This window comes from Microbacterium sp. R1 (assembly GCF_015159725.1).
GTDB lineage: Bacteria > Actinomycetota > Actinomycetes > Actinomycetales > Microbacteriaceae > Microbacterium > Microbacterium oxydans.
Map to the genome: position 1 here is coordinate 145,682 of NZ_JADDUD010000005.1, position 22,036 is coordinate 167,717.

A 22,036-nucleotide genomic window follows, 5' to 3' on the forward strand; every position below is an offset into this window, starting at 1 on the left:
CCTACGCGGCAGCCTGCTCCTTGATCGACTCGACGGCGTCGTTGAATCCGCCGCTGGTGAGCGACGAGCCCGCGACACGGGTGACGTTCAGCTCGTCGATCGGCTTGCCGTCGACCTCGGCGGCGATGCCGTCGATGAACTCGCCCTGGTAGCGCTTGCTCTCGGGCGCCTGCGGATCACCCGTGACCTCGACATCGGTGACGACGCCGTCGGCGAGCGTCAGCGTGACGGAGATCTTCTCCACCGTCTCGGGGGTCTGGTACGAGCCCTCGGCCGTGTAGGTGCCGTCGGTGTAGGTCGCCGTGGCGTCACCTCCCGAAGACGATGCGGAGGCACCCGTATCGGGAGTGCTGTCGGCTCCGGAAGAGCCCTCGGCATCGGCAGCGCCGGAGCATCCGGCGAGGACGAAGAGACCTGCGATCCCGAGGAGTGCGGATCCCTTGCGGACAGAGGTCGGTACGGTCGTGCGGATCATGGTGGTCCTCCCGGCTCGGTGTCGGTCGACGTGGTCGTCGACCCCCTCACGCTAGGCATCGCGCCTATGAACGGGCTGACGTAACGTGTTACGCGTCTCCGCCGAACATGCTGGTGACGGAGCCGTCCTCGAACACCTCATGGATCGCGCGGGCCAGGAGCGGGGCGATCGGGAGGATGGTGAGCTTGTCCCACTGGCGCGACTCGGTGAGCGGGATCGTGTCGGTGATGACGACCTCGTCGATGGACGAGTCCTGCAAACGATCCGACGCCGGGTCGCTGAAGATCGCGTGGGTCGCGGCGACGATCACGCGGTGCGCCCCGTTCGCCTTGAGAGCCTGCGCAGCCTTGACGATCGTGCCACCGGTGTCGATCATGTCGTCGACGAGGAGGCAGGTGCGTCCCTCGACGGCACCGACGATCTCGTGCACCGAGACCTGGTTGGCGACCTTCGGGTCGCGACGCTTGTGGATGATCGCGAGCGGAGCGCCGAGGCTGTCCGACCACGTGTCGGCCACGCGCACGCGGCCCATGTCGGGCGATACCACCGTGAGGATCTCGCGGTCCTCCGGCGAGAGGGTGCGCTCGAAGTAGTCGAGCAGCACGGGCTTGGCGAACAGGTGGTCGACGGGACCGTCGAAGAAGCCCTGGATCTGGGCTGCGTGCAGGTCGACGCTCATGACGCGGTCGGCACCGGCGGTCTTCAGCAGGTCGGCCACGAGACGGGCGCTGATCGGCTCGCGACCGCGACCCTTCTTGTCCTGACGCGAATACGGATAGTACGGCGCGACGACGGTGATGCGCTTCGCCGACGCGCGCTTGGCCGCGTCGATCATGATGAGAGTCTCCATGAGCCACTCGTTGACCGGCTCGCCGAACGTCTGGATCAGGAAGAGATCCACTCCACGGATGGAGACCTCGAAGCGCGCGTAGATCTCACCCGATGCGAACGTGCGGTGCTCGACCGGGGCGATCTCGGTGCCCAGCGCCTCGGCGACCGCCGCCGTGAGGGCAGGGTGCGAACGACCGCCGGCGACGACGAGCCGCTTCTTGGTCTTGGCGATGATCCCGGGGGCCACGCCGTTGTCGCGATCCAGATCGACCGTCTTCTTCTTGCGCGCCATGTCCGCCTATTCCGCCGAATTCTCCCGGGACGCAGCATCCGCCGCGCCCGTCCCTGCTCTGTTCTTCTCGACCCAGCCCTCGATGTTGCGCTGGGGAGCGACGCTCATGGCCAGAGCGCCGGCGGGGACGTCCTTGCGGACGACGGCGCCTGCACCGGTCTTCGCACCGGCTCCCAGCCTAACGGGCGCGACGAGCACCGTGTGCGACCCGGTGTGCACCTCGTCGCCGATCTCGGTGCGGTGCTTGTTCACGTCGTCGTAGTTGGCGGTGATCGTGCTCGCACCGAGGTTCACTCCGCGACCGATCGTCGCATCGCCCACGTACGACAGGTGCGGCACCTTGCTGCCCTCGCCGATCTCGGCGTTCTTGGTCTCGACGTACGCGCCGATCTTGCCCTTGGCGCCCAGCACAGTGCCGGGGCGGAGGAAGGAGAACGGACCGACCGTCGCCTCGGCGCCGATGACGGCCAGCGTCGCATCCGTGCGGCGGACGACCGCATCCTCACCGACCTCGCAGTCCACGAGCGTCGTATCGGGGCCGATGACAGCTCCGGAGGCGATGGCCGTTGCCCGCAGGATCTGCGTGTTCGGGAGGATCGTGACGTCGGGCGAGAGTGTCGCGTCGTCGTCGATCCACGTGGTGGCGGGGTCGATCACGGTGACGCCCTCGAGCTGCCACCGGCGCACGATCCGCTGGTTGAGCAGGCGCCCGACGAGCGCGAGCTGCGTGCGGTCGTTCACGCCGTAGGTGACCGTGACATCCGACACGACCGACGCCGCGACGCGGTCGCCATCGCGGCGGAGCAGTCCAGGCACGTCGGTCAGGTACATCTCGCGCTGAGCGTTGTCGAGGCTCAGCTGCGGCAGGTAGGTACGCAGCGTCGCGGCGCGGAACACGTACATACCGGCGTTGATCTCACGGACGGCCGCCTCTTCCGGGCTCGCATCCTTCTGCTCCACGATGCGGTCGACCCCGCCATCGGCATCGCGCACCACGCGACCGTAGCCGGTGGGATCCTCCACCAGCGCGGTCATGAGTGTGGCAGGCGCCCCGGACGCCCGGTGCTCAGCGAGGAAGGCCGAGAGGGTGCCGGCATCGGCGAGGGGGCAGTCGCCGGAGAGCACGAGCACGTCGCCCTCGAAGTCGGCGGGCAGCGCATCGACGGCCACCTGCACCGCACGACCCGTTCCGGGGATGTCGTCCTGGTCGACGAAGACCGCGTCGGGATAATCGGCGGCGAGGGCGGCCACCACCTGGTCCCGCTCATGCCGCACGACGACCTCGACGTGCGTCGCCTGCAACCGCTGCGCTGTGGTGAGCACGTGCCCGACGAGTGGACGTCCGCTGATCGGGTGCAGCACCTTCGGCAGACGCGACTTCATGCGAGTGCCCTGCCCTGCGGCGAGGACGATGATCGCGAGATTGTTCCCAGTCATGCTCCGCCGCCAGGACTCGAACCTAGACCTCACAGCTCCAAAGGCTGTCGTGCTGCCATTACACCACGGCGGACCGCGCCGCCCATGAAGGCACCGCGGGGACAAGTCTGCCATGCTCCGGCCCCGGTTCCGCTGACACCGCGGCCCGTCATCCGCGTGAAATACCGATCTGCAATGCTGGCGACATGAGCATCGTGATCGAACGGGTGCAGGCCGCGAGCCCCGCCCTGGCCGAGTTCCTGGTCGCCCACCATGCGGAGTTGGAGCACACCGCTCCTGCGGAGAGCCGCCACGCCCTGGTGTTCGAGCGGTTGCTGGCTCCGGGAGTGCGGCTCTTCGCCGCGCACCTCGACGATGCCCCCGTGGCCACCGGTGCCCTGGCGACTGTCGAGGAGGGACACGAGGAGATCAAGTCGATGCGCACGGACCCCGCCCTGCGCGGACAGGGCCTCGGCCGCGCCATGCTCGCGTTCCTCCTGGCGGACGCCGAGTCCAGGGGCATCAGCCGCCTCTCGCTCGAGACCGGGAGCGCGGACTTCTTCATCCCGGCACGTGCGCTGTACGCCGCGGCGGGATTCCGCGAGTGCGGCCCGTTCGGCGGCTACGCGCTCGATCCGTACAGCACGTTCATGACGGTCACGCTCCCGACCGCGTCCTGATCTCGTCGCCGCGCGCGCGATAATGGGCGGATGAGCGAGGTGGATGAGGTCGACCGGATCGTCGGCGCGTGGAACACCCAGCGTCCCGACCTCGACTTCTCCCCGCTCGAGGTCCTGTCACGGATGGACCGGTTGTCGCGGCACCTCGATCGCGCCCGCCGCGATGTGTTCCGACGGAGCGATCTGGAGCACTGGGAGTGGGACGTGCTCTCCGCGCTGCGGAGAGCGGGGGCGCCGTTCCAACTCTCCCCCAAGCAACTGCTCCAGCAGACCCTGGTCTCGAGCGGCACCATGACCAACCGGATCGATCGCCTGGTCGGGCGTCGGTTCGTGCGGCGCGAGGCCGACCCAGGCGACGGTCGCAGCGTGCTGGTGACGCTCACCGATGACGGGCGCATCCGCGTGGACGCCGCCATCACGCGTCTGGTGGATGTGGAGGCCGATCTGCTGCAGGCGCTCTCCCGCTCCGACCGCGACCGCCTCGCGGGGCTGCTGCGCAAGCTGAGCCTGAGCTTCGACTCGTGACCGGCCGCAACTGATGGGCATGCCCTCTCCCCTGCCCGTGCGCGACGGCGTGGGAGCCACACGGCTGCACGTGCCCCTCACCGGCTCGTGGCCCACGGTCGCTGCCTACATGATCGAGAGGTTCTTCCACCTCGATCCCGAGCGGCTGCTCGAGCGGTTCGATCGCGGCGACATCGTTCGCGCCGACGGCTCTGCGGTCCCGCGCGATGCCCCGCTCGGGAGTGTCGAGTTCATCTGGTACTACCGCGAGCCCGCCATCGAGACGCGGATCCCGTTCGAGATCGAGATCCTGCACCAGGACGAGCATCTCGTCGTCGTGGACAAGCCGCACTTCCTGCCAACGACTCCCGGCGGCAAGTTCCTGCAGAACTCGGCACTGGTGCGGCTGCGCAACCTCCTCGACAACCCGGACCTGGCGCCCATCCACCGTCTGGACCGCGCGACCGCCGGACTGCTGATGTTCTCGACGCGACCCGCCACCCGCGGCGCCTACCAGCTGATGTTCGAGAACCGGCAGGTGCAGAAGGTCTACGAGGCGGTGTCCGCGCTGCCCCCGCACGGCGAACTCCCCTCGTTCCCGCTCGTCTACCGCAACCACATCGAGAAGCCGCGTGCCCAGGTGCGGGTGCAGGTCGACGACACCAGGGAGCCGAACGCCGAGACGCTGATCGAACTGATCGGCGCCGATGACCGTGTGGTGCACACCCTGCTCCGCCCGCACAGCGGGAAGATGCATCAGCTGCGCGTGCACCTCGCCGCCCTCGGCATGGGCATCCTCAACGACCGGTTCTACCCCGAGCTGCTCGACGATGTGCCGGACGACTTCGACCGCCCGCTGCAGCTGCTCGCACGCGAGCTGCGCTTCGTCGATCCGCTGAGCGGCGCGGAGCGGGTCTTCACCACGAGGCGGGCGCTGCAGCACGCGCCTCGTGGTGAGAATCCGTACGCTCGCGTCAGCGGCGCATGACCTTGCGGGCCAGGCGGGTTCCGAGCATCTGCACGAGATGCACGAACACGACGATGAGGACGATCGCCGCCCACATCACGAGCGGCTCGAACTGCCGGAAACCATAGATCTGGGCGAATGCGCCGAGGCCACCGCCACCGACGAGTCCTGCCATCGCCGTCATGTCGATGAGCGCGACCACGATGAACGTGTAGCCCAGGATGAGCGGTCCGAGCGACTCCGGGATCGCCACCGTGAACAGGATGCGCCAGGGCCCTGCACCCATCGCACGCGCCGCCTCGATCACGCCGGGCGAGACCGAGATCAGATGCTGTTCGACGATCCGTCCGATCGCGAAGGCCGCGGCGAGACCGATGATGAAGGCACCCGCCGTCGTGCCGATGCCGACACCGACCACGGCACGGGCCAGCGGCTGCGCGACCACGAGGAAGATGATGAACGGGATGGGGCGGAAGAAGTTCACCACGAGGTTCGCGAACAGCGAGACCGGCTTGTTCTGCGCGAGGCCGCCCGGCCGCGTCACGTACAGGATGATGCCGATAGCGAGACCGAGCACGCCACCCAGCACGAGCGCGAAGGAGGTCATGTAGAGCGTCTCGAGGGCAGCCGCCCAGAATTCCGGCCACAGTTCGTTCAGGCGTTCCATCAGCGTGCCTCCTCTCCGGCGATCTCGGTCACTTCGACACGTCGGGCGATGCTCGCGAGGGCGCGATCGATCGCCGCGGCGTCACCGCGGATCGCGAGTGTCAGATGCCCGAAGGCCCGTCCGCGGATGTCGTTGATGCCGCCGTAGACGAGCTCGAAGTCGAGGCCGGCACCGGCGAGATCGAGGAAGACCTGCGCCTGCGAGGAGTCGCCGTCGCGGAACGAGAACGTGACCAGGCGGCCCTGATGGCGCTCGCGGAGCACCGCCAGCTCTGCGGGTGACGGCACGCCCTTGACGACCGTTCCGACGAAACGCTGCGACGCCGGGTTCTGCGGCGCGGAGAAGACGTCGAAGACATCGCCGTGCTCGATCACACGACCGTTCTCCATCACCGCCACCTTGGTCGCGATGGTCTGGATCACATCCATCTCGTGCGTGATGACGACGATCGTGACACCCTGCTCGCGATTGACGCGCTTCAGCAGATCGAGCACCTCGTGGGTGGTCTGCGGGTCGAGGGCGCTGGTGGCCTCGTCGGCGAGGAGGATCGCGGGCCCGGTGGCGAGGGCACGGGCGATGCCTACGCGCTGCTTCTGGCCGCCGGAGAGCTGTTCGGGATAGGCCTTCGCCTTGTCGGAGAGACCGACGAACGAGAGCAGTTCCGCCACACGTGTCTCGATATCGGCTTTCGACCAGCCGGCGAGCTTGAGCGGATACGCGATGTTGGACCTGACGCTCCGCGAGGAGAACAGGTTGAACTGCTGGAAGATCATGCCGATCCCGCCGCGGACCTTGCGCAGCTCGCTCTCCTTCAGCGCGGTGATGTCCACGCCGTCCACCGTGATGGTGCCGCTGGTGGCCGGTTCCAGTGCGTTGATCAGGCGCACGAGGGTCGACTTGCCCGCCCCGGAATAGCCGATGATCCCGAAGACGTCGCCCTTCTCGATCGAGAGGGAGACGTCGTCGACGGCCACGACCTCCGCGCCGTCACGGGTGCGGGGCGGGTACGTCTTGGACACGTTCGTCAGGGTGACGATCGGCATGTGGTGCTCCGGTCTGCTTCGGGAACGAAGAATCGGGTGACGCGTTTTCGCGCCACCCGATTCTCCCTCATCGGACGGGGTGGATCTCCCGCGTCCTACTTCTTCGCGTCGGCGTCCTTCTGGACCTTCGCGAGCGAGGCGACCAGGTCATCCACCGGCGTCTGCAGCGCCACGGCGGTGCCGCCCGACGACTCGAGAAGGCCCTTCTGGACGGCCTCGTTCGTCTGGAAGATCTCGACGAGCTTGAGGTAGGTCTCGTTGTCGGCGTCCTCCGCACGAGCGGCGAAGATGTTCACGTACGGCAGCGCGCTGGGATCCTCGGGGTCGTCCTGGGCGATCGCGTCTTCGAACGTGAGGCCGGCGTCCTGCACGAAGTCGTTGTTGATGATCGCAGCGGCGACGTCGGGCAGCGAGGTCGGGATGAGCGCGGCCTCGAGCGCCTTGACCTCGACCTTGGACTTGTCGGTGTCGATGTCGGCGAGGTCGGAGTACGGCGTGCCGCCGCTCTTGAGCTCGACGAGGCCGGCCTGCTGCAGCACGTTCAGCGCACGCGCCTGGTTGGAGGCGTCATCGGGGACGGCGACGGTCTCGCCCTCGGGGATGCTGTCGACGTCGTCGTACTTCTTCGAGTACAGACCGAGCGGGTAGATCGCGGTCGAGCCGATCGGGGTGAGGTCGGAACCCGAGGCGTTGTTGTACTCGGCGAGGTACACGATGTGCTGGAACTGGTTGAGGTCGATCTCCCCCTCGGTGAGCGCGGGGTTCGGCTGCTCGTAGGAGCCGAAGTCGACCAGCTCGACCGTGATCCCCTCTTCGGCTGCGGCGTCGACGAAGGCCGGCCACTGCTCGTCGCCCTTGCCGACGACGCCGATCTTGACGACCTCGTTCTCGGAGGATCCCTCGCTGCCGGATCCGGCATCGGACGACCCCGTGGCGCACCCGGCGAGCGCGACGAAGAGCGGGACCGCGGCGAGCGCGGCCAGGATGGAAGTGGTGCGGCGTGACATGTGAAGGAGTTCCTCTCTTGGGGGACTCGAATACGTTAGGCAGGCCGCGCGGCGCACGCGGAATCGAGTGTCACACGGCGTCACAGCGAGGCGTGGTCAGGGCCGCGGCACCCTCAGGGCCAGCTTGCCCACGTAGTGCTCTCCGAGCGCCCGGTGCGCCGTCGCGATCTCATCGGCGTCGAAGACGCGGGACACATGCGGTGAGATGTGACTCGATTCGATGACCTCGTTGAGACGCTGCAGTGCGGCGCGGCTGCGATCGCCGTCGTAGAAGGACACCCGATCGACGAGCTGCGCTGACGGCGGCGGGTTCACGCCGTGCGCCCACGCGATGCGGCCGGTGGGTGCGACTGCGCTCAGTGCCTCCTCGGCCGCCGTTCCTCCCGCCGTGACCAGCGCCCCGTCGAGCCCGTCCGGTGCGAAGCGCGCGATGGCCGCAGGCACGTCGTCACTCCGACCGTCGACGACCGCGTCGGCTCCGAGTCTGCTCGCGAGCGCGACTCCGTCCTGTCCCGAGGCCACGGCGAGGACACGAAGCCCTCGATGCTTGGCGAGCTGCACCGCGAGATGGCCGATCCCTCCGCTCGCGCCGAAGATCATCACGGCATCACCGGGACTCGCATCGATGGTGTCGAGTCCGCTCGTGGCCGTGAGCGCGTCCCAGGCCAGCACTCCTGCCTGCTCGTCGGTCAGACGGGCGGGCACCGGAGCGACGTGTTCCTGGTCGACCACGGCGTACTCGGCGTAGAACCCGCCTCTCGGGACGGGGGTCGAGGCGGCGTACACCCGGTCGCCCGGGGCGAAGCGCGTCACCTCGGCCCCGACCGCCTCGACGGTCCCCGCCCCTTCCCACCCGAGGATGTAGGGGAAGGTCGACGGCACGCCGAATGCGCCTTCATAGTGACCCTCGCGCTCCTCTCGGTCCCACGACCCTAGCCCTGCGGCATGGATGCGGATGAGCACGTCGCTGTCCCCTACCGTGGGGACCGGAACCGAGTGTTCATGCAGTTCCGTCTCGTCACCGAATCGATCGAGGATGAGGGCTTTCATCGTCGTGGGCATGGGACTCCTCGTTCTCATCGGTGGGTCCGGCTCTCGGACGCCCGGACGCTCAGTCGTAGTCCTCGATCCCCTGCAGGCGCACCTGCTCGAGGTCGAGGCGGGCGGAGATGCGACGCACCACGATGTCGTCGATGGTGCCGGCGCCGCGCAGTCCGAGCAGGACCTCGCGCTTGCGGTCGAGCAGGGCGAGCTTCAGGCGCGTGTGCTCCTCGTGTCGGACCAAGGGCGAACGCTGTGCCAGATCGACGTCGGCGGAGGTCGCGATGATCTGCAGTACGGTGCCGTCCGTGGCCTCTCCCTCCACGACCTGCGAGACGCCGCCTCCGGGCGCCGGGTCGCCACCGACGTCGGCGGTTCCCGCGCTGAGCGGGTCGGGCTCGCCGAGCATCTCGTCCAGCACGTCGGCCTCAGCGTCGACGAGGGCCTGCTCGCGGGCCAGCGACCGGGCGTTGGCGAACTCGAGCATCTGATACCCCTCCGATCGCACGCGATCCAGGACCTCCTGGCCCACACCGTGCTCGGCGGCCAGGTCGTCGAGGGCGGCGAGGGCGGCACCGGAGATCGCCCGCTCTGCGAGCTCGTACTCCTCGTCCTCGGCGTGGTCGACGGGGAACCGCGCCCATCGCACGATGGCGGGCAGCAGCGGACCCTGCACGAGCAGACTCAGCAAGATGACACCCGCCGTCACGAACACGATCTCGTCGCGACCGTTGATCGCGCCGCCCTGGGTGATGCTCGTCGGGACGGAGAGAGCGATGGCGAGGGAGACGGCACCTCGCATGCCGGCGACGGTGGAGACGGCCCTGGCCCGTGCTCTCGCGCCGGGCGCCGGACGCGGACCGCTCTGCCGCTGGAACACCACGTTCAGCAGCTGGAATACATAGCGCACCACCAGCAGCGTCGCCCAGACGGCGAGAGTGATGAGCACCAGGCGCCCGATCGCGGCGGCCGAGATCTCATGCGCGACGTACTGCACCTCGAGACCGATCAGCACGAACAGCGCGCCGTTGAGCAGGAAGACACCGAACGGCCACGCCGCATCCGCCTGGCGTCGCGACGAGGCGGTGGTCACCCGCGGAGAGACGTACGCGACGATGAGCCCCGCCACCACGACCGCCAGAACTCCGGAGGCGTGCACCATCTCGGCGGCGAGGAATGCGGTGAACGGGATCAGCAGCAGCGTGACGTTGATCACGATCGTCGACGAGGTGCGCCGCAGCAGGAGGTAGCCGAGAGCCGCGATGACCACGCCGGCGGCGATTCCGCCCACGTAGGAGATCAGCACGTCGAGCGTCACCGACAGCGGGGTGATCTGGCCGCCGAGCGCGAGCGACACCGCGATCGCGTACAGCACCAGGGCCGTGCCGTCGTTGGTCAGGCTCTCGGCCTTGAGCTTCATGAACATGCGGCGCGGCAGCAGTCGACCGAGGGCGGCGACGGCGGTGGCATCCGGTGGGGCGACCGCAGCGCCCAGGATGAGGGCGATCTCCCAGGGCATCCCGAACAGCACACCGATGCCCGCGACCGCGAACGCCGAGGCGACCACCAGCACCGTGCTCATGGGCAGGATGTAGCGGAAGTCGCGGCGGATCGACCGCAGGGACGTGGTGAGGCTCTCCCAGAAGAGCATCACCGGGAGGAACAGCAGCAGCACCGTCTCCGGGGGCAGCTGCACTTCGCGAAGCTGCGGCACGAAGCCCAGCAGCAGTCCGAAGATGACGAGGACGAGGGGCAGCGCGAGACGCACGCGCGGGGCGATCAGGGTTCCGACGAGAATCGTGAGTCCGAGCAGGACTGTTACTTCGAGGCCTTCCATCCCTACCTCCCAACAGCGGTGAGAGAAGGATATTCCTCCGTCAGCCGATCTCCTCGGTGAGTTCGAACCAGCGCAGCTCGAGCTCTTCGATCTCGGCCTGCTGCTCGCTGATCTTCTTCATGCGATCGCCCAGCCCCGCATAGTCGGACTGGTCGTGATCGGCCAGCGCGGTCTTGGCGGCGTTCACCTGCTGGGTGAGCTTCTGGATGCGGCGCTCGAGCGCGGAGATCTCCTTCTGCGCCGCGCGCAGCGCCGCTCCGTCCAGACCCTTCGTCGCCGCGGCTGAGGTTGCCGTCGCTGCCGCCGTCGCGGTCTGCTTCGAGCCCGCGGACGACTGCAGTTCGCGCAGGCGGAGGTACTCGTCGACCCCGCCGGGGAGGTGGCGCAGATGGCCATCCAGGATCGCATACTGCTGATCGGTGACGCGCTCCAGGAAGTACCGGTCGTGGCTGACGACGAGGAGGGTGCCGGACCACGAGTCGAGGAGATCCTCGATCGCGGCGAGCATATCGGTGTCGAGGTCGTTGGTCGGCTCGTCGAGGATCAGCACGTTCGGCTGGTCGAGGAGCACGAGGAGCAGTTGCAGACGGCGCTGCTGTCCACCGGAGAGGTCCTTGACCGGGGTGGAGAGCTGAGCGGAGTCGAACCCGAGGCGCTCGAGGAGCTGCCCCGGCGTGAGGTCCTGCGCCTTCGAGCCCGCGCCCATCGTGTAGGAGGTGCGCAGGCCGGAGATGATCACGCGCACCGGGTCGTTCCAGTGCTGGGTGAGCTCGTCGAGCCGCTGCGTGAGGGTCTGCACCTTCACGGTCGTGCCGCGCTTGACCCGACCGACGGTGGGTTCGACGGTGCCGGAGATGAGGCCGAGCAGGGTCGACTTCCCCGCGCCGTTCACGCCGAGGATGCCGGTGCGCTCACCCGGCGCGATGCGCCATTCGATGTCGCGCAGCACGACCTTCTCGCCGCCGTCGGCCGTCGGGTAGGTCACCCCGACGTCGAGCAGATCGACCACGTCCTTGCCGAGGCGTGAGACCGCGAGCGACTGCAGCGACACCTTGTCGCGGATCTCGGGAACGTCGGCGATGAGCTCGTTGGCCGCATCGATGCGGAACTTCGGCTTCGCGGTGCGGGCCGGGGCGCCACGACGGAGCCAGGCGAGCTCCTTCTTGGCGAGGTTCTGGCGCTTTGCCTCGGTGGCGGCCGCCATGCGGTCGCGTTCGACACGCTGCAGGATGTAGGCCGCATAGCCGCCCTCGAAGGGCTCGACGATGCGGTCGTGCACCTCCCAGGTCTCGGTGCAGACCTCGTCGAGGAACCACCGGTCGTGGGTCACGACCATGAGGGCGCCCGAGTTCGACGACCAGCGCCTCTTGAGGTGCCCGGCGAGCCACGTGATCGCCTCGACGTCGAGGTGGTTGGTCGGCTCGTCCAGCGCGATGACATCCCAGTCACCGGTCAGGAGCCTGGCGAGCGATACCCGGCGACGCTGTCCACCGCTGAGAGAGCCGATCTCGGCGTCCCACGGCAGATCGGTGAGCAGCCCCTCGATGACATCCCGCACCCGCGCGTCGCCCGCCCACTCGTACTCCGGGGTGTCGCCGACGACCGCGGCGCTGATCGTGAGGTCGTCCGGAAGATTGTCGGCCTGATCGAGCACGCCGATGCGCGTTCCGCCACGCACCGTGACGCGTCCGGAGTTCGGCTCCTTGATGCCGGCCAGCATGCCGAGGAGGCTCGACTTTCCGTCTCCGTTGCGGCCGACGATGCCGATGCGATCGCCCTCCTCGATGCCGAGGGTCACGGAGTCGAAGACGACCCTTGTCGGATATTCGAGGTGGAGGGCTTCAGCCCCGAGAAGATGTGCCATGTTCCCTCCAGGGTAGCCGCGCCCGGTGACGCCAGGACGACCGCCGCCGTCGAACCGCGGCGGGTGGCCGGATCGTCGTTCGGCTCCGCCCGATCTAAAATCGACGGGTGCCAAGGAATCGCCGGGTGTTCTCGCTCATGCTCGACAACCGCAGGGCGAAGCTGATGGAGTCGAGAAGGCGCCCAGGGCACTACGAGCTCAGTGTCGACGGGATCGCGCAGTCGGTGGTCTCGATGACCGACCCGACCACACTCGAGTACGCGTACACGCAGCACATCGCGAGAGCGATCGATGCCGCGGCTGAGCCCGGTGCACCGCTGTTCACCGTGCACCTGGGAGCCGGAGCGCTCACGCTGGCACGCTATGTCGAGGCCACGCGCCCCGGATCCCCGCAGCTCGTGGTCGAGTTCGAACCCGCGCTCTATGCTGCCGTGCTCGATGCGCTGCCCCTCCCGCCAGGCGCCGATCTGCGAGTCGTCTTCGGCGACGCGCGGGCCGTCGCGGACGCGGAACTCCCCCACACAGATCACCCCGACACAGATCACCTCGACACAGATCACCTCGACGCGGATCACCCCGACACGGACCGATCGGCGGTGCCGGAATCCCCTTTCCCGGGGCTCGGAGCCCCGACGATGGGTGGCAGCGCCGTCGACACCGATTGGGTGGATACACGCTTCACCGTCGTCGACCTGTGGGACGCCGCGGTCATCCGACACCGTGTGGCCAGCCAGGAGTTCTACCGTCGGGTCGCCGCCCGCTCCGCAGCAGGCGCCGTCGTGGCGGTGAACCTCCTCGACGGGCACCCGTTCGAGTATTCGCGGCGACAGGCGGCGACGCTGCGGTCGGTGTTCCAGAATGTCGCCGTCGTCCTGGACGCCGAGCCGGAAGATGACGAGGGGCCTCTCGGCAACGTCGTCATGTTCGCGGGCGATGAGCCGCTGAGCGTCGTGATGGACCCCGACCTCCTCGGCGCACCGCGACCGCACATGCTGCACGACGCGTCCCTGACCGCATGGATCGACGGAGCCCGCATCATGACCGACGCGGACGGCACGGACTCCCCCGACCCCGACGACCCGATCTGGGACTAGGAGTCGACCCGATCCGGGACGAGGCGTCGAGCCGATCCGGGACTAGGCGTCGACCGGGGACCGGTCGGCCCGCGCATCGGGAGTGGGCGCTGAGACCGACCCGGCCGTGCGCAAGAAGACGATGATCCAGCTGAAGATCAGCACCGCGGCGATCAGCTCGACCGCGGTGAGGTTGTAGTAGCCGACCGCGAAGAAGGCGGCGAGCAGGATGATCACCAGAACGTAGATCCAGCCGAACGCCACGAACACGCGCGGGATGCTCGGCAGGAACCACGGCAGCCCGACGACGATGATCCCGAAGACGACCGTCATGCCCGTCGCGACCGTGTTGTGCAGGAGGAAGAACTCGTCGACGGGGAAGAGCCCGACGCACGCGAGGAAGATCCCCATCAGGATGAGCCCGCCGCGCACCATGAACCGGCCGCGACGCTCCTCAGGGGTCTCAGCCGGCAGGCCGGCTGTGGCGTACCGGGAGATGGTCGTGACCATGATCCCGGCGATGACCAGCGTCACGTTGAAGGCGACGGACGCGCTGTTGGTGCTCATCCCGAGCGCGGAGAGGTTGTCACGCCACCAGTGCACATCGCTCGAGGCGAGCATGCTGGCGAACGCTCCGACCACGAGGAACACGGCGAGCACCAGCGAGAGCACCATGGGGTTGAGAGCGACCGCGCTGAGGAAGCAGACGTATCCGGTCAGGGCGAAGGCCACGGCCACCAGGATCGCTCCGGGGAGCGGGAACACCGGGGCGTCCGTGAAGCTCCGTTCGAGGAGTTCGGCGATGCCGAGCCAGCCGAGGCAGGCGATCGCCGCGTGGGCGAACGCGATGGCGGTGAGGTCGTACCAGCGCAGCCGATCACCCGGCACGCTGAAGCCGTCGCGGACCGCCTGCGGGTCGGGCCGTTCCGGTCGCACCGCGAACCGGCCGAGCGTGAACGCGATCACCGCGGTGATGGCCCCGCCGCATGCGGCGAAGACGCCGATCGACCCGCTGCCGCTGATCGCCAGGTCGTGACCCCAGAACACCGGCAGGCCGATCGCGAACCCCGCGACGAAGAAGCCGGCACCGACGATGAGTGCCGTCGCCTCGAAGACCGCGGCGGACGTCTCCGGGCCGCGCACCTGTCTCAGCACCTGCACGACTCTGCTCGCCAGCGCGTTCATCCTCGTCCTTCCCGGTCCACATCATAGAAGGAGCGCAGATCCGGCGCGGCCGGTGGTACCATCACGGAACGGATCGTATACAACGTCGTCGTTCCACCACCCGAGGTGATCAGTCATGAACGGTGCACCCGCTGCCCCCGCCGAATCGGTATCGACTCTCGTCGCGCGCAACATCAGTGATTTCAGAGCCGCCGTCTCCGAGTCCTTCGTCCCGCTGCAGGTCTCCACGGCAGGGCCCGACCACTTCCGCGGCGTCATCCGTGGTGCGTCCGTCGACGAGGTCCACGTGACCGAAGTGCGCGCCACATCGCACATCGTCGAGCGCACCCCGGAGCTGATCGCCAGGAGCGACCGGTCCTACTTCAAGCTCAGCCTGATGCTCGCCGGCACCGGCCTGTTGATCCAGGACGATCGGGAGGCCGTGCTCCAGGCCGGGGATCTCGCGGTGTACGACACCGATCGGCCGTACTCGCTCGTCTTCGACGAGGGGTTCCGCACGATGGTCGTCATGTTCCCGAAGCACCTCCTGAGCCTTCCCCCCGACGTGGTCGGCCAGCTCACCGCCGTGCGCATCTCCGGGCAGGAGGGTCTGGGCGGCATGGTCGTGCCGTACCTCACCCAACTCGCCGGGAACCTCGACCAGCTCGCCGGTGCCACCGGGGCACGCCTCGCGCACAGCGCCCTCGACCTCGTCTCCACGGTCTTCACCCGCGAGCTCGGGCTCGACGGTGTCTCGGCGGATCCGCATCGCGCGCTCGTGCAGCGCATCCGCTCCCACATCGACCGGAACCTCGCGTCGACCGACCTCGGTCCCGCATCGATCGCCTCGGCACACTTCATCTCGACCCGTCACCTGCACGGCCTGTTCCAAGAGCAGGGTGTGACCGTGTCGACGTGGATCCGCACGCGCCGTCTCGAACAGTGCCGCCGCGATCTGCTCGACCCGATGCTCGCCGACCGACCCGTGGCCGCGATCGCCGCCCGCTGGGGCTTCGTCGACGCGGCGCACTTCAGTCGCGCATTCAAGTCGGCATTCGGGATCTCCCCCAGCGAGTACCGCGCCGCCCACTGAGCGCGACCCGAGGACTCACCGTGCGGGACCGGTGATCGGTGCGCGCGGAATCGCCGTCATGACCGCTTGCCCTGGACGGCACGCCGGTTGACTCTCGGCGCGCGATGGGCCTCGCGACCTTGAGCCCCTGAGGGCGTCGGACCGAGCATGAGGCAAGCGCATCGCGACGACGCGGTGCCCGGGGCGAAGAGGCCCTGCCGTGTGCGACGTCTGGACCCGCATGACCGACATCACGACCGACCCGGCACTGGATGAATGGCGAACCTACGATGAGTTCGCCGCCGGGATCGACACCTTCCGCCTGCCGAGCACGCTGCTCGCCGAAACCTCCTTGACGCTGACCCTCGACGACGGCGGCACGCTCTCGCTGCGCTTCGACGAGGAGACCGTCACCTGGGAGGGCTTCGGGGTCGGCGGCACGGACCCGTATGACGCCGTCCGTGTGCGCGAGGACGTCGTGTTCATCAACATCCCGTTCGAGAGCCGGGAGCGCGAGGCCCTGACGGTCGTGGTCTCCTCCTCCACGCATCGGGCGACCGTCATCCGCTCACGCATCGCCGCCGAGGCCGTCGAGGGCACTCCGCAGGTCGGACAGGACTTCTGGGCGGCCACGACGGATGCGGGGCCGGCCACCGGCGAGGTCCCCGGCCCCAGCCGCGACCTGATCGGCAAGCGCAACATCTACCGTTACAGCCCGTACCACCTGTACGAGCACGTGTACGTGTCGAGCCAGCGGTACGCGTGGCAGTGCCTCGAGGGCGTGCAGCGCGGTCACGGCGACATGGACCTGTCGACCGTCTGGAAGTTCGCCGACGGCCTGTACCTGTTCTGCTTCCGCGAGTTCCGCATCGCCGTCGCGAGCGTCTGGCTGCACGACCTCGGCTACCAGCTGATGACGACCGGGATCTTCCTCGGGCTGAACGGCGATGGCGACTCCGAGCACTCCAGGGCCGGCGGGCACATCTACCCGCTCGGCTCGGTCGCCTATCCCGACGCGCAGCCCGTCTGATCGACAGCGAGAACAGGAGACACCATGGGCAATGCCGACATCATCCGCGAACACTACGCGGCGAGCGACCGCGGCGACCTCGACGGGATGCTCGCGCCGTTCGCACCCGATGTGCAGTGGACCGAGGCCGCCGGCTTCCCCTACGCGGGAACCTACATCGGCCCCGACGCGGTGGCCGCCAACGTGTTCCAGCGCATCCAGGAGGACTGGGACGACTACACCGTGGCCATCGACGAGGTCCTCGACGCCGGCGATGCGGTCGTGGGCATCGGCACCTACTCCGGCACCTATCGGCGCACCGGCCGCTTCTTCGCCGCACGGGTGGCCCATGTGTGGCGCCTGGCGGACGGCAAGGTCGTGGCCTTCGAGCAGTTCACCGACACCGAGCTCGTGTCCCGCGCACTGCGCGACTGAGCGACGCCACCCCATCACTGCACGACACGAACGGCACGCACAGCACGATCCGAACACGAGAGGCAGGAACCACATGAACAAGCGCGCATCAGGCGCCGCGGCACTCATCGCCGTGGCAGCCCTCGCCCTGGCCGGCTGCGCCGGAGGAGACGGCGGATCCGGTGGGGGCGACGGAGCCCCGATCGTGGTCGGGTCCATCAACACCATCAGCGGGCCGGCCACCTTCCCCGAGGCCTCCCAGGCGGCGGCCGCGGTCTTCGACGCCTTCAACGACGCCGGAGGACTGGACGGCCGCAAGATCGACTACAAGACCCTCGATGACAAGGGCGACCCCGCCACGGCGACCGCCTCGGCCAGGGAACTGGTCGGCAGCGACGGCGCCGTCGCGCTGGTCGGCTCCGCGAGCCTGATCGAGTGCGAGATCAACGCCAAGTACTACGAGCAGGAGAGCATCCTGTCGATGCCGGGAATCGGTGTCGACACCGGCTGCTTCGACAGCGAGAACATCTCGCCGGCGAACGTCGGCCCGTTCAACGACATGACCCTCACGCTGCAGTACGGATCCGAGGTGCTCGGGCTCGACGACATCTGCATCCTGCTGGAGATCGCCGGCTCCACCCGGCCGACCTACCAGGCCGCCATCGACAAGTGGTCGGAGATCACCGGCAAGGAGCCGAAGTACGTCGACGACACCGTCCCGTACGGCGCATCCGACTACACCCCGTACATCGTCAAGGCGCGCGAGGCCGGCTGCAAGGCCCTCGCGATCAACCCCGTCGAGCCGGACGCGATCGGTCAGGTCAAGGCCGCGAACGCCCAGGGCTGGGACGACGTCACCTGGCTGTACCTGACGAGCGTCTACAGCGAGAACTTCGCCGAGGCCGTGGACGATGCGGGAGCCGGCATCTACGTTCCCGCCGAGTTCTACCCGTTCACGGACGACAGCGAGATCAACGCCGACTGGCGCACCCTGATGGAGGACAACGACATCCCGCTGACGTCGTTCAGTCAGGGCGGCTACCTCGCGGCGACCTACTTCATCGAGGTGCTCAAGGGCATCGACGGCGACATCACCCGTGAGAGCGTCTCCGAGGCGCTGAAGAACATGGAGCCGATCGAGAACCCGATGGTCGGCACGCCCTACGCGTTCGGCACGCAGAACACCGCGGGCTGGCCGATCATCCTCAAGTCCGGCACCCACGCCTGGGAGCAGGTCGCCGACGACTGGCTCCGCATCGGCGAGTAGTCCACCAGACCGCCTGCCGCCGGGCGCATTACCGGCGGCAGGCACCTTCCCCCTCCCCCCTCGGAACAGAAAGGACGCCCATGCTGCAAGGTGCCATCGCGGGGCTCGCCGCCGGCGGTCTCTACGCGGTTCTCGGCGTATGCCTGACGCTCATGTCCCGGCTCGTGCGGGTCGTGAACTTCGCCCAGGCCGCGACCGGCATGTTCGGCGGCTTCACAGCCGTGTGGTTCGTGCGCGAACTGGGGCTGCCCATCTGGGTCGGCTCCGTGCTCGGGGTGCTCGTGGCAGGGCTGCTGGCCGCGGCGATCGGCTTCATCGCTGCGACGTGGCTGTCCGAAGCGTCGACCACGACCCGCTCGGCGATGACCGTCGGCCCGCTGCTGCTGCTGATCTCGATGTCGTTCATCCTGTTCGGCAACAAACCGCAGCCGTTCGCGCCGATCATCGCCGGGCCCGCTTTCACGATCGGCGGCGTCGTCGTCAGCCAGGTCACGGTCGCAACCGTCGCGATGGCGATCGTGACGGCCATCGCCGTGCGCATCGTCCTGCGTCGCACCAGAGTCGGAACGCAGCTGCGCGCCCTCTCCGAGCGCCCCACGACGGCCGAACTGCTCGGCATCCGCTCGCGGCCGCTCTCCATCGCGGTGTGGTTCGTCACGGGTGTGATCAGCGCGATCGCGATCATCATCGTGGCGCCGTCGCAGTCCAACGACGCGACGAGCCTGTCGATGCTCATCGTGCCCGCCGCCGCGGCCGCGCTCCTCGGCGGCTTCCGCCGTCTCGACCTCGCCGTCGCCGGCGGACTCATCCTCGGCGTGCTCGGCGGACTCGTCGCCCAGATCGACGAGGTCGCGCTGGTGCGCAACTTCCTCCCGTTCCTGTTCATCGTCGTCCTGCTGCTCTGGACGCAGCGCAAGGAGGTGTGGGATGCCGCTCGTTGACCGCCCCTGGTTCCGGGTCACCTGGCCATTCGCCGTCGCCCTCGTCGGCATCGGGGTCGGTGCGATCCTCAGCTCGGCCCTGCCCGGGTACTTCGTCTTCCTCGCCATCAGCGCGGTCACCGCCGCCATCGCCATCCTCGGCCTCGGCATCGTGACCGGCTCCGCAGGGATGATCGCCCTGTGCCAGCTCACGTTCGCAGCCGTCGGCGCCTGGATCGTGTCGCTGCTCAACGTTGTGCAGGCGCCGGGAGGATTCCTCCTATGGCTGATCCTCGGCGGTGTCGCGGCGGGGCTCGTCGGCATCCTGGTCGGCCTTCCCGCCCTGCGGCTGCGGGGGGTGAACCTGGCGGTCGTGACCCTCGGCTTCGCCGCAGCGGCCGACGTCACGCTGGTGCAGATCCAGTTCCCCGGCTCGGCGGACGGCACGGCCATCGAACGACCGGAGATGTTCTCGAACGACCGCCAGTTCTTCTTCCTGTCCATCGTCGTGCTCGCGGTCTGCGCTCTCGGAGTGTTCTTCCTGCAGCGGGGCCGCTGGGGGTCGAGCTGGAAGGCCGTGGCATTCTCCGAACGGGGAACCGCCGCCTCGGGGCAGAGCGTGCAGGCGGCCAAGCTGACCGCCTTCGCCGTCTCCGCGGCCCTCGGCGGCATCTCGGGTGGGCTGCTGGCCGGTCAGGTGCAGCTGCCGTTCGCGTCGAGCTTCACTCCGCTGCAGTCCCTCGCGCTCTACGTGCTGGCGATCATGTCCGGCGCCCACCTGATCGACATGGCGATCTTCGGCGGGCTGCTCTGGGTGCTCGTTCCCGAGCTGCTCAAGCGCTGGGGTGTGCCGCAGGACTGGGCTTTCGTCGTCTTCGGCGTGCTGGGCGTGCAGGCTCTCACCAGCGGGACCAACCTCGGCCAGGGCATCCGCAACCTGCTCTACCGCCGCGCGGACCGGCGAACCGCGAACGCGCAGCTCACCGCCCTGCCTGCCGATGCCGGAGCCGATGCCTCGGCCGTCACGACGACGACAACGGCCACGGTCGACGATGCGGACCTGCGTGGTGCGCCCGTGCTCACCGTGGAGGGTCTCACCGTGCAGTTCGGCGCACTCAAGGCACTGGACGATGTGTCGTTCCAGGTGCCGGCCGCATCGATCATGGGGCTGATCGGGCCCAACGGCGCAGGGAAGTCGACCTTCGTCGACGCGATCAGCGGCTTCCTGCCGAAGCACGGAGGACGTGTGCTGCTCGGCGACCGCGACCTGGCCGGCCTCTCCCCCACCCGTCGCGCGAGATTGGGGCTGCGGCGCACGTTCCAGCAGGATCGGGTCCCGCCCGCGCTCACGGTCGGCGCCTACGTGCGGTTCGTAGCCAGACGCCGGCTCGCGAAGGCCGACATCGACGAGGTGCTGGAGTTCTTCGGCTGCCCTCCGTCCCGCGCGCGCCTGTCGAGCGTCGACGTCGGCACCCGGAGGCTCGTGGAGGTCGCCGCGAACGTCGCAGCCCGACCCCGTCTGCTGATCCTCGACGAACCCGCTGCCGGCCTGTCGCACGAGGAGCACCTGGCGCTCGCGGCACGTCTGCGAGACCTGCCGGCGCGCTACGGCGTCGCGCTGATCATCATCGAGCACGACCTCGACCTCGTGCGCTCCGTGTGCCCCACTCTGACCGTGCTCGACTTCGGTCGGGTGCTGGCGAGCGGGCCGCAGGCCGAGGTGCTCGCGAACCCCGACGTGGTGAAGGCCTACATGGGAGAGACGGAGCTGCTGACATGAGCGAACTCGTGCTGGACGCCGTGACGGTGAGTCGCGGAGCCGGACCCGTCATCTCCGACGTCTCGCTGCGGGTCGCCGGCGGCGAGGTGCTGGCCCTGGTCGGCCCCAACGGTGCGGGGAAGACGAGTCTGATCGAATCCGTCTCCGGTGTGACCCCTCACTCCGCGGGGACGATCACCCTGGACGGCGAACCCATCGACCGGCTCTCCCGCGTCACCAGGGCGCGCCGCGGCATCGTGCACATCGAGCAGGGCCGTGCCGTCTTCCCGTCGCTGACCGTGCGGGAGAACCTCTCGCTCACAGCGCGCACCCCTTCGGAGTTCGACGCCGTCCTGGCGCAGTTCCCCGAACTCGAGAAACGCATCGACGCCCCCACCGCCCTGCTGTCGGGTGGGGAGCAGCAGATGGTCGTGCTGGCCAGGGCATTCGCCGCGAAACCCCGCATCCTGCTGATCGACGAGATGTCGCTCGGCCTCGCCCCCGTCGTCTTCCTGAGGCTGATGCCGATCGTGCAGTCCATCGCCGAGTCCGGGGTCGGGGTGCTGCTGGTCGAGCAGTTCACCCAGCTCGCTCTCGGGTTGGCCGAGGAAGCGGTGGTCGTCGCCGGCGGGCGCGTCTCGTTCCAGGGCACGGCGCAGGCGCTGCAGGAGGACCCCGCGTTGCTGCACCGGGCCTACCTCGGCGGCTGAGCACGTGTCGGGGGTCGAGCGACC

General features: G+C 68.5%; 21 protein-coding genes and 1 tRNA gene. 11 read left to right on the plus strand and 11 right to left on the minus strand.

The window, feature by feature from the left end; translation table 11 throughout:
• Window position 1: 1 nt before the first annotated feature.
• The 4 genes from ILP86_RS17575 to ILP86_RS17590 form a co-directional block, all read right to left on the minus strand.
• Window positions 2-475 (minus strand): FMN-binding protein, encoded by a 474-nt coding sequence (locus tag ILP86_RS17575; RefSeq protein ID WP_046748909.1) that lies wholly within the window; start codon window positions 473-475, stop codon window positions 2-4.
• A gap of 88 nt (window positions 476-563) precedes the next feature.
• Window positions 564-1,598, minus strand: a complete 1,035-nt coding sequence (locus ILP86_RS17580; RefSeq protein WP_046748908.1) for a ribose-phosphate diphosphokinase — start codon at window positions 1,596-1,598, stop codon at window positions 564-566.
• A gap of 6 nt (window positions 1,599-1,604) precedes the next feature.
• Window positions 1,605-3,035, minus strand: a complete 1,431-nt coding sequence (gene glmU / locus ILP86_RS17585; RefSeq protein ID WP_113681297.1) for a bifunctional UDP-N-acetylglucosamine diphosphorylase/glucosamine-1-phosphate N-acetyltransferase GlmU — start codon at window positions 3,033-3,035, stop codon at window positions 1,605-1,607.
• 1 nt (window position 3,036) lies between these two features.
• Window positions 3,037-3,108, minus strand: a tRNA-Gln gene (locus ILP86_RS17590).
• A 112-nt stretch (window positions 3,109-3,220) separates the two neighbouring features.
• On the opposite strand from ILP86_RS17590, the gene ILP86_RS17595 reads away from it, so the two are divergent.
• Genes ILP86_RS17595 through ILP86_RS17605 form a run of 3 tightly spaced genes read left to right on the plus strand, consistent with a single transcriptional unit; the run spans window position 3,221 to window position 5,186 of the window.
• A complete protein-coding gene (locus tag ILP86_RS17595; protein WP_058632447.1) occupies window positions 3,221-3,694 on the plus strand; it encodes a GNAT family N-acetyltransferase in 474 nt (157 codons plus the stop codon).
• Window positions 3,695-3,724: 30 nt separating this feature from the next.
• Window positions 3,725-4,219: a MarR family winged helix-turn-helix transcriptional regulator gene (locus ILP86_RS17600; protein ID WP_029260528.1), complete on the plus strand. Its 495-nt coding sequence runs from the start codon at window positions 3,725-3,727 to the stop codon at window positions 4,217-4,219.
• A 19-nt stretch (window positions 4,220-4,238) separates the two neighbouring features.
• Window positions 4,239-5,186 carry a pseudouridine synthase gene (locus ILP86_RS17605; RefSeq protein WP_227751370.1) on the plus strand — a complete coding sequence of 316 codons (948 nt, stop codon included), beginning with the start codon at window positions 4,239-4,241 and terminating at the stop codon, window positions 5,184-5,186.
• Here ILP86_RS17605 and ILP86_RS17610 read toward each other — a convergent pair.
• From ILP86_RS17610 to ILP86_RS17635, 6 genes are all read right to left on the minus strand, one after another.
• The gene (locus tag ILP86_RS17610) at window positions 5,173-5,832 is read right to left on the minus strand and encodes a methionine ABC transporter permease (protein ID WP_046748904.1); all 660 of its coding nucleotides are present in this window, start codon (window positions 5,830-5,832) and stop codon (window positions 5,173-5,175) included. The two genes, ILP86_RS17605 and ILP86_RS17610, sit on opposite strands and share 14 nt — an antisense overlap.
• Entirely contained in the window at window positions 5,832-6,875 is a 1,044-nt protein-coding gene (locus ILP86_RS17615; RefSeq protein ID WP_127011937.1) for a methionine ABC transporter ATP-binding protein, read from the minus strand. The genes ILP86_RS17610 and ILP86_RS17615 overlap by 1 nt, the downstream gene beginning before the upstream one ends.
• 95 nt (window positions 6,876-6,970) lie before the next feature.
• Window positions 6,971-7,882, minus strand: coding sequence for a MetQ/NlpA family ABC transporter substrate-binding protein (locus tag ILP86_RS17620; RefSeq protein ID WP_046748902.1), 912 nt, complete (start codon window positions 7,880-7,882; stop codon window positions 6,971-6,973).
• 96 nt (window positions 7,883-7,978) lie between these two features.
• Complete coding sequence (locus ILP86_RS17625) at window positions 7,979-8,944, minus strand: NADP-dependent oxidoreductase (protein WP_193762553.1); 966 nt, start codon at window positions 8,942-8,944, stop codon at window positions 7,979-7,981.
• A 49-nt stretch (window positions 8,945-8,993) separates the two neighbouring features.
• Entirely contained in the window at window positions 8,994-10,760 is a 1,767-nt protein-coding gene (locus ILP86_RS17630; protein WP_061017218.1) for a Na+/H+ antiporter, read from the minus strand.
• A 40-nt stretch (window positions 10,761-10,800) separates the two neighbouring features.
• Window positions 10,801-12,624: an ABC-F family ATP-binding cassette domain-containing protein gene (locus ILP86_RS17635; RefSeq protein ID WP_127011935.1), complete on the minus strand. Its 1,824-nt coding sequence runs from the start codon at window positions 12,622-12,624 to the stop codon at window positions 10,801-10,803.
• A gap of 107 nt (window positions 12,625-12,731) precedes the next feature.
• Here ILP86_RS17635 and ILP86_RS17640 point away from each other — a divergent pair, with 107 nt between their 5' ends.
• Window positions 12,732-13,718, plus strand: coding sequence for a spermidine synthase (locus ILP86_RS17640; protein WP_193762554.1), 987 nt, complete (start codon window positions 12,732-12,734; stop codon window positions 13,716-13,718).
• A gap of 42 nt (window positions 13,719-13,760) precedes the next feature.
• On the opposite strand, the gene ILP86_RS17645 is transcribed toward ILP86_RS17640, so the two are convergent.
• The gene (locus tag ILP86_RS17645) at window positions 13,761-14,882 is read right to left on the minus strand and encodes a DUF998 domain-containing protein (protein ID WP_046748898.1); all 1,122 of its coding nucleotides are present in this window, start codon (window positions 14,880-14,882) and stop codon (window positions 13,761-13,763) included.
• A gap of 115 nt (window positions 14,883-14,997) precedes the next feature.
• On the opposite strand from ILP86_RS17645, the gene ILP86_RS17650 reads away from it, so the two are divergent.
• The 7 genes from ILP86_RS17650 to ILP86_RS17680 all read left to right on the plus strand — a co-directional run bounded on the left by ILP86_RS17650 (window position 14,998) and on the right by ILP86_RS17680 (window position 22,012).
• Window positions 14,998-15,954 carry a helix-turn-helix domain-containing protein gene (locus ILP86_RS17650; protein ID WP_046748897.1) on the plus strand — a complete coding sequence of 319 codons (957 nt, stop codon included), beginning with the start codon at window positions 14,998-15,000 and terminating at the stop codon, window positions 15,952-15,954.
• 220 nt (window positions 15,955-16,174) lie between these two features.
• Window positions 16,175-16,963, plus strand: coding sequence for a MoaF C-terminal domain-containing protein (locus ILP86_RS17655; protein WP_179516125.1), 789 nt, complete (start codon window positions 16,175-16,177; stop codon window positions 16,961-16,963).
• Between the two features lie 24 nt (window positions 16,964-16,987).
• Complete coding sequence (locus tag ILP86_RS17660; protein ID WP_058632455.1) at window positions 16,988-17,377, plus strand: nuclear transport factor 2 family protein; 390 nt, start codon at window positions 16,988-16,990, stop codon at window positions 17,375-17,377.
• Window positions 17,378-17,450: 73 nt separating this feature from the next.
• The gene (locus ILP86_RS17665; RefSeq protein WP_046748894.1) at window positions 17,451-18,623 is read left to right on the plus strand and encodes an ABC transporter substrate-binding protein; all 1,173 of its coding nucleotides are present in this window, start codon (window positions 17,451-17,453) and stop codon (window positions 18,621-18,623) included.
• A gap of 80 nt (window positions 18,624-18,703) precedes the next feature.
• A complete protein-coding gene (locus ILP86_RS17670; protein ID WP_046748893.1) occupies window positions 18,704-19,564 on the plus strand; it encodes a branched-chain amino acid ABC transporter permease in 861 nt (286 codons plus the stop codon).
• A complete protein-coding gene (locus ILP86_RS17675) occupies window positions 19,551-21,323 on the plus strand; it encodes an ATP-binding cassette domain-containing protein (RefSeq protein ID WP_058632457.1) in 1,773 nt (590 codons plus the stop codon). The genes ILP86_RS17670 and ILP86_RS17675 overlap by 14 nt, the downstream gene beginning before the upstream one ends.
• Window positions 21,320-22,012, plus strand: coding sequence for an ABC transporter ATP-binding protein (locus ILP86_RS17680; protein WP_061017206.1), 693 nt, complete (start codon window positions 21,320-21,322; stop codon window positions 22,010-22,012). The genes ILP86_RS17675 and ILP86_RS17680 overlap by 4 nt, the downstream gene beginning before the upstream one ends.
• Window positions 22,013-22,036 lie beyond the last annotated feature (24 nt).